Raw genomic sequence first — 14,009 nt, forward strand, 5'->3', positions numbered from 1 at the left:
TTTTTTGTCATGCAAAACCCACTTTATTTGAGAACCATTAATATTGACATTTATAATTTAAAATCAATTACTTATGAAATTATGAGTACTTGGGAAAAGGGTTAATTCAAACTTTCAGTACGTACTTTCAAACTTTCAGTACGCCTATTTTTATTATGTTGAGCAATAAACTACCGCTGAGCTGAAAAAGAAGGCTAAAACTCTTCATAACCCAAAGAGCTCAGACAGAGACTTTAACGGTTGCCCATGTACTCAATACTATCTATCATTACCCCAGACCAAGCATACGCCCCTTGGTCTTAAAATATGAGGCATACTTTGTATGTGGGTCCGCGCAGCACTGGTCACAGTCAGTTCGTAAGGAACAAAAGGTGGCATTGAGATGGCAGCGGCATCTCTAACTTTTAGCTGTAAAATTCTTAATGGAGTCGTTCTTGGTTCCATCTTCCAATTTATTCACTTATCCGCTTTGGTTGAAACGTTTCTGCCCCAAAACTGTTTATCTCAAGATTCCTGACCACTTTCTCATGTCAGTTCTTGACCTACATATACTAATAGCAGATTATGAGCCTAGTTGAGCACTTATGATTATACAGACATGTTCTGCAATTTATGAGTGAAAGGAAGAATAAGACTTATAGAACAGTATGTTGCTGCTATGGTGTCTGTATTTTCTGAAAATATTATAAAGACAATGTCTGCTGAAAAAGCACTGTTAAGCATATCAGTAATATTCGATAAGGAATTGTAGTTTGACTGACCCAAGAATAAGACCTGATGTATCAAAGTTTCTTGTTCATTTAACTAGGAATTCAGGAGGAAATTCAGCAGAAGATAATTTAATAAACATTTTGAACTCTAAGGTAATAGAAGCAAGGAATCACCATTGTTTATTTAGTCCAAAATTGAATAATATGAGATTGTCAGAAAGGCTAAAGAAATCTTTTAATACAGTGTGTTTTACTGAAACGCCGTTAGACCAAATTAAAAAATTAGCTGCTGAAGATTTTCCTAGAAAAATACGCCTAAAGCCTTACGGTCTCGTGTTTTGGCGAGAAGATATGCTTGATTATGGAGCTAATCCGGCTGTATATCTAAATGGATATGGTAGCTCTTTACGTAATTATTTATTGTCTGAATTTGATAGCCACTTTAATGATATTTCTTCTATCAAGACCTTGAAATGTAAGCAAGAATTTTATAACGAAATTATTAGCTACTATTCTCTTATAAATGTTATGAGTGAACGTCATGATTTTTCTTGGGAAAGAGAGTGGAGGCATAATGGTAATTTTAAATTCAAATATCATGACTTGGTAGCTATAGTTGCAGATGATCCAGATAATTTCTTAGAAAAGTGCGTCAAAGTTTTGAATAAGAGAAAAATGTCGTACCTAAAACGAACCCCAATTATTTCTGCACATTGGTCATATGAGGATGTAGTTGAAGAAATGGCAATTAAAATTTGGCAAAAGAATGCTTAACAAGAGCAAGCATCAGACTAACTAATCGCTTTGGCTCTTAGTTAGCTGCTGTTGCAAGCGTTGTGTAAAGGAGTAATTCAGCAATGTCTCTAGAGTTTTATGATGAGTTACTCAAAAGTGAGCGTTTCTGTGAAAGCTTGGGGCGATTGTTATTGATATCTGGAAAGTTGGAATCGGCATTAAAGTCAATTGTTCTCGCGAGTAGTATTAAAGTGCGATACAACCTTAGCCGAGCTATGTTAGGTCAGCTTGTTGGGAGCTGTAAAGAACATGAATTGGCTACTGAGGAACTTAGTGAAGTTTTGGAGTTTATACTGGTTCGCCGGAACTACCTTACTCATAATCTTTACCCTTTGTTCAACGATGAAATTGAATACACATTATTGCCTAAAGATAACTTACACCCTGATGATGCTGAGTATTATTTCCCTAAGTGCGTTGAAGAGTTAATAGAATATATAGAATTTGCAATCGACTATATCAACGATATGGAATTAAAACATAACAAGAGCTAAAGACTTCAACATACTTTCCCTAATCCGACAGAACAGCTTTAGAACATCAGATCTAACGAGCTTCTGTCCATCTTCGAGTCAGCTTGATCTGACTCATTTGTGCCCCTTTATGCGCTAGATCTTTGACTCATTCACATCCTGTTCATTCACTTTTGCCCTAGTAAAAGTTATCCATTCTTCTAGTGCTGTTCGCTGTGAATCCCCGTGATGTACTACGGGGTACTTTCAACGGTCACATGAAGTCTGAGTGGTTATTGGAATTAAAGTCGTTGAGTGTACAATGAAATTACACTGGTAATAATAAGACATTAGGGATGGTAATTGTATGAATCAACGAATAATTAAAGCTATAAATACGTCAGTTGCAGAAGGCAACATACAGCAACTTACTCTATGGATAGCGGAAGATGATTGGCGTAATTATGCAAAGGCATTCGGAGCATCATATAATTCAATAAGATTAGCGAATCTTATTGAAGAAGCACATCCTAGGCTATCTTCTTCAGCATTTCGCGCTGGAGGGCATGGTGAAAAAATTAATGCATTGTATTTGGCGAAATGGCTAGTTTTAGCTGCTTCTACGGTTGGGGCAGAACTTGCATATTCGTCTTTGCTAGAACTTGAATCTTCATCAGATGTTGTTATTTATAATCTGTCACTAATTAGTGGAGTTGATTTTAAAGGGAAAGCAGAATTAATAGATGGTATTTATTTTTGTAATTTTGAAAATTTACCCAATACAATCAAGGAAAATGTAAATAACAAATTAATGAAATTATCTTCAAGTCTTTCATCTAGTGGTGGAGTTCACCCTCCCTATACATTTTTATGTCAACCTATGGAAAGCACACTACTTTCAAATGGTCTTAGTGATTCTAATATTAATACTATTCAAGGTTACGTAAATAAAGAATTTTTAATAACTAATTTTCTATCTTTATTCGCTTCTGATCACGCTCCCTGCGTTGAATTACGTTGGTGTATTTTGGAAGACACTACACCTCTTTCTGGCATAATAGACACACATTCGACTCAATACTTAGAGGTGATTAAGCCTAAACATTATGATTCATGGAATGGTATTGACGCTGAACAAATTACTCATTTATTGGAAAAATACTTATCTATGAATGAGAAACTTAGATTGCCTTTAGATATTTCTTTAGCTCGTCGCAGTCAGGCTATGAACACTTGGAATGAAACAAATAAAGCTATTGATTTAGGTATTGCCCTTGAGTCGATATTAACAAAACCAGATACTAATGGAGAGCTAACTCTCCAGATAAAAATTATTGGTTCCAAGTTGGCTTCTTATGACCTTGAGAAGCGGAAAGAAATATCTTCTCTATTAAATGCAGCATACAGTATACGCTCCTCTGCTGTTCATGATGGGATTCTTAAAGATTCTTACAAGGTTAACGGTCGAGGTAAATTAAGTCCTAGTATTATTATGGGTGAAACTTTTCCTATTCTGAGGGATTGTTTGGTGAATATTATTGAAAAAAATGGATTAACTAAAGATGACTATGAGGAATTGTTTTTGTCGTAATTTTAGCTCTATATATATTTTATATTCAGTCAGCTTCTGCATGGTTAGATCATAAGTTCGGGAGATATTATGGATTATGCTAATTTTCGCGAAGAATGCTTCGTTTTTGATTCGGATGGTGAGTGTTCGTATGTGAGCAGTACGTTGGCAACCTCTAAACCGCAATTTAAAATTATTGGTGTTGATAGATGGTTGCTAATATTAAAAGAAACGTCTAACACCTCCGTACTTAAAAAAATACCCAAAGTTCATATAGTTAATTATGATGAAGACGCTTTAAAAGAATCAAATCCAGAATTCTTCGTTTAACTTTGTTATCCAAGCCTTTAGTTGAGTAATCAATCCAATTAAGTATGGCCTGTTATAGATAAGGTTCAAATTGTCAGTGCACTTTTGACTTCCCTACCGCAGTTCTGGTCAGCTAAATTTACAATACTTGACCTAATCCGAATTTTCTAACTTACGTGTTATTGTTAAACTCACTTTTGTCCAAAAGTGATTTAGGAAGGGGCGAAATGACTGAATAATCAAAATTTCATTCAAAGAGCAATGTGCAATCAGCTAAAATGCAGAAAAGTTAGAGAAAATTGGTTCAGAAAGCATCTAAAAAATTAGTGCTACTCAGCCAGAAAGATTCTACATATTCAAGCATTTTTAGAGCAAAAATCATAAAAGTTAGAGTATCGCTGCTTAGCCCTTTCGCTATAAGGATTTTCTAACTTTACTCTAACTTTTAAGTTATATTTATTTTATTCCTCTCCTACAATTTATTCTTCTCCGGTATCACCCCTTACTCAACGGTAACCGCTTTTGCTAGGTTACGCGGCTGATCGACGTCGGTGCCTTTAATCAGGGCAACGTGATAAGACAGGAGCTGCATTGGCACCGTGTAGAATATTGGAGCAGTGACTTCATGGACGTGGGGCATCTTGATGATTTTCATGCCTTCACTCTCTTCAAAACCGGCTTTCTCGTCAGCGAAAACATAGAGTAATCCGCCACGCGCGCGAACTTCTTCAACATTCGATTTCAGCTTTTCCAACAAATCGTTATTCGGTGCAATCACAACCACTGGCATATCGGCATCGATCAATGCGAGCGGGCCATGTTTTAACTCCCCGGCAGCATAAGCTTCCGCATGAATATAAGAGATTTCTTTGAGCTTTAATGCGGCTTCCATGGCAATCGGATAATACTCGCCACGTCCTAAGAATAGGGTGTGATTCTTATCCGCAAAATCTTCCGCCAACGCTTCAATCGCCTTATCAAAGGCTAAAGCGCTTTCAATCTGAACCGGTAATTCGTGGATCGCATGCACAATGTCGGCTTCTTTTTCAGCATCGATATGGCCTTTCTGACGTCCCAATCCGACAACCAACATCAGCATCGCTGTCAACTGAGTGGTGAAGGCTTTGGTGGATGCAACACCGATTTCAGTGCCGGCACGCGTCATAAATGCAAAATCGGATTCACGAACCAAAGAAGAGCCGGATACATTACAAATCGTCATTGCAGCCATATAGCCTTTTTCTTTCGCGATGCGTAAAGCTGCCAAAGTATCAGCGGTTTCACCGGACTGAGATAAAGTGATCAGCAAGCTGTTCGGACGAACAACAAAATTACGGTATCGGAACTCTGATGCAATCTCGACATCACAACTGACCCCCGCCAATGACTCAAACCAATATCGGGCTGCCATTCCAGAGTTATATGAGGTGCCACAAGCAATGATCTGCACGTGTTCAACTTTGTTCAGGATCTCTTTCGCACTGCTGCCAATACTGTCGATGATGACCGAGTTATGCGTCACCCGTCCTTCCATTGTCTGTTTCAGCGCGTTCGGTTGTTCAAAAATTTCTTTTTGCATAAAGTGGCGATATTGACCTTTATCACTCGCATCATGTTCAGCACTCGATTCGATGATCTCACGTTCAACCTGATTGCCTTGTCCATCAAAAACGGTAACGCTTCTGCGAGTAATCTCAGCGACATCCCCTTCTTCAAGGTACATAAAGCGGCGTGTGACACTTAACAAGGCCAGTTGATCTGAAGCCAAGAAGTTTTCACCGACACCAAACCCAATCACAATCGGACTACCTGAGCGCGCTACAACCAAACGGCTTGGATCACGTCGATCAAGCACAACAGTGCCATAAGCGCCTTCGAGCTGCTTGGCAGTTTTTTGCAGCGCTTCAACCAGTGATTTACTTTGGCGTAATTCCCATTCAACTAAATGGGCAATCACTTCAGTGTCGGTCTGAGACTCAAAAACATACCCGCGACTTTGAAGCAGTTCTCGCAGGGCTTCATGGTTTTCAATAATACCATTGTGCACCACGGCAATATCACCGGAAGCATGTGGATGAGCATTGATTTCAGAAGGCTCGCCATGCGTCGCCCAGCGTGTATGGGCAATACCGGTTCCACCGCGCACATCGGCAGCATTGACGGCATCGGCCAACGCCTGCACTTTACCAAGGCGGCGAATCCGGGTGCAGTGGTTGTCTGCATCAACAATCGCAACCCCAGCTGAATCATAACCACGGTATTCCAGACGACGTAACCCTTCGACCAATATTTCTGCGATATCACGCTGTGCCACAGCACCAACAATTCCACACATAATTTATGACTCCACTTAAATCTCAATATATCCAGCCCCGACAGAAAAGCCTCGATTCAGGCACTTTCCTGTCCGAACCCTTTAATTCATTTGACTTTGTATCACTCTCACCTGGTTAGCTTCGATCATTGCCACTTGCTCATCGGTAATCTTGCTATCGGTGACCAGTACATCGATCTGATCCCACCCCAGTTCCAGATTTGGGATCTTACGACCAATTTTGTCCGATTCAGCCATCACAACAACTTCCCGGGAAACTTCCGCCATGACCCGGCTCAGCCCCGTCAGTTCATTAAATGTCGTTGTTCCCCGAGACAAATCAATCCCGTCACATCCGATGAACAACTGGTCAAAATCGTAAGAACGTAACACGGACTCGGCAACCTGCCCCTGAAAGGATTCAGAGTGCGGATCCCAAGTGCCCCCGGTCATTAATAGTGTCGGTTCGTTTTCCAGTTCATGAAGCGCATTGGCAACCTGAAGCGTGTTCGTCATCACAACTAAGCCACGTTTTTCATTTAATTGTTGGATTAACGCTGTGGTTGTACCTCCGCTATCGATTACGATCCGGTGATGATCCCGAATCAATTTTGCGGCTTCCTGAGCAAGCGATATCTTTTGAATCGAAACATTTTTATCAAATTCATCAGCAACAACTTCTTTCGGCAACGAAATCGCACCACCATAACGTCTGAGTAACAGCCCATTTTTTTCTAGAGATGAGAGGTCCTTGCGAATCGTGACCTCAGAGGTATGAAATCGTTCGGAAAGCAGCTCGACGCTCACCTCCCCCATCTGATTGACGAGTTGAACAATTTCATGACGTCTGACTTGCGTATTTCGTTTCAGCATAGATTAAAAGATAATTAAGTTTCGATATGAAATATATAGTAATCAATTCGAAACATTTTTGTCTATTTATTTCGATAATAAAAATTAATCTTTCATGCTAAAACATTGTCCTAAGACAACTCTTAGACCGTGATATTCCATTCATTCAGTGTTAGAATTCTGCTCGGCAAAAGTAAGAAAATTACAAAATTGAATGTGTACTTACTGAAAAACCACCTCGCGATGGCGAAAATACCAGAGCCTTGCGCGGTTTTTACGCAAAACAAGCGGTTGTGTGTAGTTATAAAATAACCGTTTTGTTGAAAGAGTTTCAGCTTTAAAGTGTATTTGACAGCGAGAAATAATCCGGCACTTCAAGAGAAAAAGACAAGGGCCACTGACTGCACTTTACGGCACTCATTATCTTTCAAATTGATACAATTATCGGAGAGTATTTTCCATGAAGAAGACCAAAATCGTTTGTACGATTGGCCCTAAAACTGAATCCGTAGAGAAGCTAACAGAACTTGTCAACGCAGGCATGAACGTCATGCGTCTCAACTTCTCTCACGGTGACTACGAAGAGCATGGAACTCGCATTGTGAACTTTCGTCAGGTGATGAAAAACCTTGACAAGACATTGGCAATTCTACTGGATACCAAAGGACCGGAAATCCGTACTACGAAGCTAGAAAATGGTCAAGATGTCGATCTCGTCGCAGGACAAACGTTTACGTTTACAACAGATACAACCGTTGTCGGTAACCAAGAGCGGGCAGCTGTGACTTACTCAGGTTTTGCACAAGATTTAAGTGTGGGTAATACCATCTTGGTCGATGACGGCCTGCTCGAAATGAAAGTGCTTGAAAAAACAGAAACTGAAGTGACTTGTCAGGTACTCAACAATGGTGCTTTAGGTGAAAACAAAGGGGTTAATTTACCGGGTGTTTCAGTCAAACTACCAGCGCTTTCAGACAAAGATAAATCTGACCTGAAATTCGGTTGTGAGCAAGGTGTTGATTTCGTTGCCGCTTCATTTATCCGTAAGGCAGACGATGTCCGTGAAATCCGTGAACACCTTGCTGCACACGGCGGACAAGATATTCAGATCATCTCTAAAATTGAGAACCAAGAAGGTGTCGATAATTTCGATGAGATTCTCGAACTTTCTGACGGTATCATGGTTGCTCGTGGCGATCTGGGTGTTGAAATCCCAGCAGAAGAAGTCATTTTTGCTCAAAAGATGATGATCGAAAAATGTAATCGAGCCAGAAAAGTGGTTATCACTGCCACGCAAATGCTGGATTCAATGATTAAAAACCCACGTCCGACTCGCGCAGAAGCAGGCGACGTTGCAAACGCAATCATGGATGGGACTGATGCGGTCATGCTTTCCGGTGAAACTGCAAAAGGTAAATATCCGGTAGAAGCTGTACGTATGATGGCGCAGATTGCAACTCGGACAGACCTTGCACAGAAAGCTGAGCTTGGTTCTCGTTTAGACAGCCCTCGCCTGAGAATTACAGAAGCCGTATGTAAAGGTGCGGTTGATACAGCAGAAAAACTGGCTGCACCACTGATCGTGGTTGCCACTGAAGGCGGTAAATCAGCACGTTCTGTCAGAAAATACTTCCCGACAGCACACATCATCGCTTTGACGACTAACCAGAAAACTGCAGCGCAATTAGTCTTAACGAAAGGTGTCACACCGATTGTCGTTGATTCAATCGCGAGTACAGATGACTTCTATATCTCTGGTAAAAAATTAGCGCTAGAAACAGATCTAGGCCGTAAGGGAGATATCGTGGTGATGGTTTCTGGTGCACTCGTTGCTTCAGGCACGACCAACACTGCATCGGTTCATGTACTGTAATTGTAGATTCTACTGAAAAAGCAATAAACAAACGGGGCGCAGAAGCGCCCCGTTTTCTTTGACTTTCGTCTAACTTACCAACCGAAAAATTCTTTATTATGTGTATTCAACAACAACACCATCGGTAAAAAGTACAACGCACTCAATTTTATACCGAGGATCACTAAAGAACTGATCGTTAATCTCACCAGAAAATGATTCAACATACCACTTAGCCTCATTTGCCCAGTAATTTGATTTCCTTATAGTTTTCTTTTACTTCTCTTTAGATGGGTAAAATTGTTATTCCGGTCAACGCTGGGGCGACAATTCAAGAAGAGTGGTAGTATACCAATTCTGACAGATTGCTCAATATTCAACCAACATTAAACTTTCGTCTAAGTACGATAAAGTTAACCAACCCGGTTAATTCAATCGATATAACACATCAACGCTGTCACTGATCACTATCGTCTTGTCCTGATAGTCCTGAAAACCTTCTTTCTGGTTCATAGACACAGCACGCATCATCATCGGTTTCGCTTGCTGGGAGTGGTAATCAACTTGCCACACCGGGCCGAGTGTACGTTTAAATCCTTTCGCGATCGAGAGTGCTTTGGTTGACGCATCCTGAATGGCTTTGTCTCTCGCCTGTGCCTGATACTTTTGATGATCTTTCACCTGTAGCGTAATCCGATCAATCCGGTTAATACCGGATTCCAACGCGGCATCAAGATATTCATTCAGCTTATCTAGTTGTTCAACGGATACGGTGATACTGCGACTTGCCCGATAGCCGACCAATTCAGGCTTTCCTTCGTCAGGATAATGATACTGGGGAGCAAGCGATAAATTAGAACTGGAAATTTGTTCGGCTTTGGCCCCCAATCCCTGCAATTGTTCTGAGAATTGACGCACAACCGAATCGACACTCTCTTTCGCCTGTTCAGCATTGAGTGTCGATTGCTCAACCTGAACAGAAAAGACCGCGCTATCCGGCACCACTGTCACTTCACCAAATCCGGTTACAGATATATGTGGGAAGTTCACTTCCGCTGCATAACTGTGTAGACAAAACATCATTAAACTCAGGATCATCAACCGCATAATCTTTACTCCCACATAAGCATATTAAGGGTTATTGCCAAATCGCAGAATTCATACGCTGAATCCTTATTTTGAAATCACTTAAGTATTCAATCATAGGATAGTTTGATTGTAATTAGATCTGATTGTGACAAAAATTACAAAACGCTAACGACAGGCTAAAATAGCAACAAATTGTTCCGATGACTGAATATATGGCGTCTCTTTTACTTTGAATGGATCACAATCATCATCAGTCGATTCACTGCCGGAAGAAAGAGTAACGCCAAAACATTGATACCATATTTTAGTCATAAAAAAAGCGGTGTATGACGACACCGCTTCACTCAGGAAAGTGTTAATCGACTTGATTAACTTTGTTCAAATGAACGCTCATTTGTGGGAATGGAATTTCAATACCATTCGCGTCAAGAGCTTCCTTAATATTCAGCATTAAATCGAAATAAACAGGCCAATAATCAGCAGTTTTCACCCAAGGGCGAACGACAAAGTTTACCGATGAATCCGCTAAAGTATGAACACCGATGGTTATATCCGGGTCTTTCAAAATACGCTCATCACGTTCAACCGTTTCACGCAGAATTCGTTTGGTTTCCTGTAAATCAGCGGAATAGGAAACGCCGATCATCAGGTCAATTCTCCGTGTCGCATGGCGTGAATAGTTGGTGATCGCCCCACCGATAACAGAAGAATTCGGGACAACAACCATTTTATTGTCCGGTGTTTTCAATATCGTTTGAAAGATTTGAATGCTTTCAACTGAGCCGGCGACACCAGCCACTTCAACATAGTCACCGGATTTAAATGGGCGGAATGCCACAATCAAGATACCGGCGGCAAAGTTTGAGAGAGAACCCTGTAGCGCCAAACCGACAGCTAAACCCGCAGCACCAATGACGGCAACCACCGATGCGGTTTGTACCCCGATTCGTCCTAGTGCAGCAATCAGAACGATCACAAATAATAAATAACGCACCAAACCATGGATAAATTCGACAACAGCCGGATCCATATCCTTTTTACGCAAAACCTTCGCAACACTACCGGCAATGACTTTGACGAAAATGTTCCCGAAGAACAGAATCAGAATCGCTGCGATAATATTTACACCGTACTGCAGTAAGATATCCGAATTATTTTCTAACCATCCATTTATCCGGGATAGACTATCAGACAAAGGTATTGCTCCATTCACGAGCGATTCTCCAGCCATCTATATTGCCTCTTTTTATTGTCAAACTATTTATTTTTTACGAAATTAACTAGGGGCTGTTGACCTTTCATGGTTGAATTTTGTTCAATCTGAACGGGTATTGATCGCGGCGCGGGGCATGCCGCTTAGCTATCCTAAGCAAATGACCCGTAACAAAGAGCAAGACACGTTCAGATGAACCCTCTGGGCAGCATTTGTCGCTCATTTATCCAGCGTTAGGTCATAGTTCATGTAGATCGCTACACTTCACATGACCTGCCTTGACTAAATGCACGACAAATTGCTGCAAAAACCATCACGAAAGGTCAACAGCCCCTAACAAACAGGTTATATCTACATCATCTGATTATATCAGCTATAAAAAAACCCGCTCATCAGAACGGGTTTTCTAACAATAATTTGATATAAATTCAAATTATAATACGTCGATCGCATTCAAATCTGAAAATGCTTTTTCAAGACGAGCCACCATAGAAGCTTGACCAGCACGTAACCAAACACGTGGATCATAGTATTTCTTATTCGGTGCATCTTCACCACTTGGGTTACCGATTTGGCCTTGCAGATAATCGTGGTTGTCGGCTTCATACTGACGGATACCGTCCCATGTCGCCCACTGTGTATCAGTATCGATGTTCATTTTGATAACACCGTAGCCGATTGATTCTTGGATTTCTGCTTCGCTAGAACCAGAACCGCCATGGAAAACAAAGTTCAGCGAGTTTTCAGGCAGACTGAATTTCTCAGAAACATATTTCTGAGAATCACGTAGAATTGTTGGCGTCAGAACAACGTTACCTGGTTTGTAAACACCGTGAACGTTACCGAAAGAAGCGGCAATCGTGAAACGATGGCTAACTGCGTTCAGTTTTTCGTATGCATAGGCAACATCTTCAGGAGACGTGTACAGCTCAGAAGTATCCATATCTGAGTTATCAACGCCATCTTCTTCACCGCCAGTACAACCCAATTCGATTTCAAGCGTCATGTTCATTTTTGCCATGCGCGCTAAGTACTTGGTAGAAATCTCAATGTTTTCTTCCAGCGTTTCTTCTGACAAATCAATCATGTGAGAAGAGAACAGTGGTTTACCTGTTTCAGCGAAGAATTTTTCACCGGCATCCAGCAGACCATCGATCCATGGCAGGAGTTTCTTCGCAGCATGGTCAGTATGCAGAATGACAGGAACGCCATAAGCTTCAGCAACCGTATGGACATATTTTGCACCAGCAATCGCACCCAGAACCTGCGTTTGCTGACCTTCAAGTTTCAGACCTTTACCGGCAAAGAAACCTGCGCCACCGTTAGAGAACTGAACGATAACCGGAGACTTAACTTTTGCAGCAGCTTCAAGTACCGCATTCACAGAATCAGTACCAACACAGTTCACTGCTGGTAATGCGAATTTATTTTCTTTCGCTACTTGAAAGACTTTTTGAACATCATCGCCAGAAATGACTCCTGGTTTTACAAAATCGAAGACCTTAGACATGGATTTGATCCTATTCTCTGTCGTTTAAAATAAAACAATTCAATAAATTACAAATATATGCTGTAAATGTTTCCCTATCATGGCAACTATTCTAGCAAATAACCATCGTTCTTGCACAATCGCTGCCGAAGGCAAACTGAAAGCGGGAGTCTTGTTCTCTCCCGCTTCATATCATTATGCTTTTGCGCGAGCTTCCAGCATTTCAACCGCAGGTAGAACCTTGCCTTCAACAAACTCAAGGAATGCACCACCACCAGTCGAGATATATGATACATCGCCTTTAATCCCGAATTTATCGATTGCAGCAAGCGTATCACCACCCCCTGCAACAGAGAATCCATCTGAATCCGCGATCGCTTGAGAGATACCTTTTGTACCGGCTTCAAAGTTCTTGAATTCGAATACACCGACAGGACCATTCCAAAGAATTGTTTTTGCTTCTTTCAGAATTTTTGCCAGTGCCGCTGTTGAATCAGGACCTAAGTCGAAAATCATGTCATCATCTTGAACTTCAGAAACATCTTTGATTTCTGCTTCTGCATTTTCGTCAAATGCTTTTGCACAAGCGACATCAGTTGCAACCGGGATTGCACACTCGTCCATTAATTTTTTCGCAGTATCAACCAGGTCCGCTTCATAAAGTGACTTACCAACATTATTGCCAGCTGCGGCAATGAAAGTATTCGCAATACCACCACCGACAACCAATTGGTCAGCAATTTTTGATAAAGATTCAAGCACTGTCAGTTTTGTGGAAACTTTTGAACCACCAACAATGGCTACCATCGGGCGAGCCGGGTTGTCCATTGCTTTACCCAAAGCATCCAGTTCATTTGCCAGTAAAGGACCTGCACATGCAATCGGAGCGTGCATACCCACACCGTGAGTCGATGCCTGAGCGCGGTGAGCCGTACCGAATGCATCCATCACAAATACATCACACAAAGATGCATATTGCTTAGATAGGGCTTCGTCATTCTTCTTCTCGCCTTTGTTAAAGCGAACATTTTCAAGTACAACTAATTCACCGGTATTGAGTGTTAGGCCATTGAGGTAATCTTTGGCGAGCTTCACTTCACAATCCAGTGCGTCTTGTAAGTAGTTCACAACCGGTTGGAGTGAAAATTCTTCAGCGTATTCACCTTCAGTCGGACGGCCGAGGTGAGATGTCACCATGACTTTTGCGCCAGCCGCAATACAGTGTTTAATTGTTGGCAATGATGCCAAGATCCGTGCATCTGATGTTACTTTGCCATCCTTTACCGGCACATTCAGATCGGCACGAATAAATACGCGTTTACCTGCTAAATCCAGGTCAGTCATCTTGATTACAGACATGGTTG

11 protein-coding genes are annotated in these 14,009 nt (G+C 41.3%); 5 read left to right on the forward strand and 6 right to left on the reverse strand.

Going from position 1 to position 14,009, the window contains the following annotated elements; translation table 11 throughout:
• Positions 1–752 precede the first annotated feature (752 nt).
• The 4 genes from MKS89_RS12955 to MKS89_RS12970 all read left to right on the forward strand — a co-directional run bounded on the left by MKS89_RS12955 (position 753) and on the right by MKS89_RS12970 (position 3,857).
• Positions 753–1,484, forward strand: coding sequence for a hypothetical protein (locus tag MKS89_RS12955; protein ID WP_131814890.1), 732 nt, complete (start codon positions 753–755; stop codon positions 1,482–1,484).
• 83 nt (positions 1,485–1,567) lie between these two features.
• Positions 1,568–1,999, forward strand: a complete 432-nt coding sequence (locus MKS89_RS12960) for a hypothetical protein (RefSeq protein ID WP_072958309.1) — start codon at positions 1,568–1,570, stop codon at positions 1,997–1,999.
• Between the two features lie 325 nt (positions 2,000–2,324).
• A complete protein-coding gene (locus tag MKS89_RS12965) occupies positions 2,325–3,548 on the forward strand; it encodes a HEPN domain-containing protein (protein WP_072958306.1) in 1,224 nt (407 codons plus the stop codon).
• Positions 3,549–3,617: 69 nt separating this feature from the next.
• Positions 3,618–3,857: a hypothetical protein gene (locus MKS89_RS12970; RefSeq protein ID WP_072958304.1), complete on the forward strand. Its 240-nt coding sequence runs from the start codon at positions 3,618–3,620 to the stop codon at positions 3,855–3,857.
• Between the two features lie 481 nt (positions 3,858–4,338).
• Here MKS89_RS12970 and glmS read toward each other — a convergent pair whose 3' ends face one another.
• On the reverse strand, positions 4,339–6,171 hold the full coding sequence (glmS, locus tag MKS89_RS12975; RefSeq protein WP_072958301.1) for a glutamine--fructose-6-phosphate transaminase (isomerizing): 1,833 nt from the start codon (positions 6,169–6,171) through the stop codon (positions 4,339–4,341).
• A gap of 81 nt (positions 6,172–6,252) precedes the next feature.
• Positions 6,253–7,023, reverse strand: coding sequence for a DeoR/GlpR family DNA-binding transcription regulator (locus MKS89_RS12980; protein WP_072958298.1), 771 nt, complete (start codon positions 7,021–7,023; stop codon positions 6,253–6,255).
• Between the two features lie 439 nt (positions 7,024–7,462).
• Here MKS89_RS12980 and pykF point away from each other — a divergent pair, with 439 nt between their 5' ends.
• Entirely contained in the window at positions 7,463–8,875 is a 1,413-nt protein-coding gene (pykF, locus tag MKS89_RS12985) for a pyruvate kinase PykF (RefSeq protein ID WP_072958296.1), read from the forward strand.
• Positions 8,876–9,280: 405 nt separating this feature from the next.
• On the opposite strand, the gene MKS89_RS12990 is transcribed toward pykF, so the two are convergent.
• The 4 genes from MKS89_RS12990 to MKS89_RS13005 all read right to left on the reverse strand — a co-directional run bounded on the left by MKS89_RS12990 (position 9,281) and on the right by MKS89_RS13005 (position 14,004).
• The gene (locus MKS89_RS12990) at positions 9,281–9,961 is read right to left on the reverse strand and encodes an oxidative stress defense protein (protein ID WP_072958294.1); all 681 of its coding nucleotides are present in this window, start codon (positions 9,959–9,961) and stop codon (positions 9,281–9,283) included.
• A gap of 337 nt (positions 9,962–10,298) precedes the next feature.
• On the reverse strand, positions 10,299–11,174 hold the full coding sequence (mscS, locus tag MKS89_RS12995; protein WP_072958291.1) for a small-conductance mechanosensitive channel MscS: 876 nt from the start codon (positions 11,172–11,174) through the stop codon (positions 10,299–10,301).
• Positions 11,175–11,589: 415 nt separating this feature from the next.
• Positions 11,590–12,666 (reverse strand): class II fructose-bisphosphate aldolase, encoded by a 1,077-nt coding sequence (fbaA, locus tag MKS89_RS13000; protein WP_072958289.1) that lies wholly within the window; start codon positions 12,664–12,666, stop codon positions 11,590–11,592.
• Between the two features lie 174 nt (positions 12,667–12,840).
• Positions 12,841–14,004 (reverse strand): phosphoglycerate kinase, encoded by a 1,164-nt coding sequence (locus MKS89_RS13005; RefSeq protein ID WP_072958287.1) that lies wholly within the window; start codon positions 14,002–14,004, stop codon positions 12,841–12,843.
• Positions 14,005–14,009: the final 5 nt, after the last annotated feature.

Origin of the sequence: Vibrio gazogenes, assembly GCF_023920225.1 — a bacterium.
GTDB lineage: Bacteria > Pseudomonadota > Gammaproteobacteria > Enterobacterales > Vibrionaceae > Vibrio > Vibrio gazogenes.

Bases quoted from the DNA above. Each gene is read 5' to 3' on its own strand.
- MKS89_RS13005 (WP_072958287.1), bottom strand. From the start codon at position 14,004: ATGTCTGTAATCAAGATGACTGACCTGGATTTAGCAGGTAAACGCGTA.
- mscS (WP_072958291.1), bottom strand. From the start codon at position 11,174: ATGGCTGGAGAATCGCTCGTGAATGGAGCAATACCTTTGTCTGATAGT.
- pykF (WP_072958296.1), top strand. From the start codon at position 7,463: ATGAAGAAGACCAAAATCGTTTGTACGATTGGCCCTAAAACTGAATCC.
- glmS (WP_072958301.1), bottom strand. From the start codon at position 6,171: ATGTGTGGAATTGTTGGTGCTGTGGCACAGCGTGATATCGCAGAAATA.
- fbaA (WP_072958289.1), bottom strand. From the start codon at position 12,666: ATGTCTAAGGTCTTCGATTTTGTAAAACCAGGAGTCATTTCTGGCGAT.
- MKS89_RS12960 (WP_072958309.1), top strand. From the start codon at position 1,568: ATGTCTCTAGAGTTTTATGATGAGTTACTCAAAAGTGAGCGTTTCTGT.
- MKS89_RS12990 (WP_072958294.1), bottom strand. From the start codon at position 9,961: ATGCGGTTGATGATCCTGAGTTTAATGATGTTTTGTCTACACAGTTAT.
- MKS89_RS12980 (WP_072958298.1), bottom strand. From the start codon at position 7,023: ATGCTGAAACGAAATACGCAAGTCAGACGTCATGAAATTGTTCAACTC.
- MKS89_RS12970 (WP_072958304.1), top strand. From the start codon at position 3,618: ATGGATTATGCTAATTTTCGCGAAGAATGCTTCGTTTTTGATTCGGAT.
- MKS89_RS12965 (WP_072958306.1), top strand. From the start codon at position 2,325: ATGAATCAACGAATAATTAAAGCTATAAATACGTCAGTTGCAGAAGGC.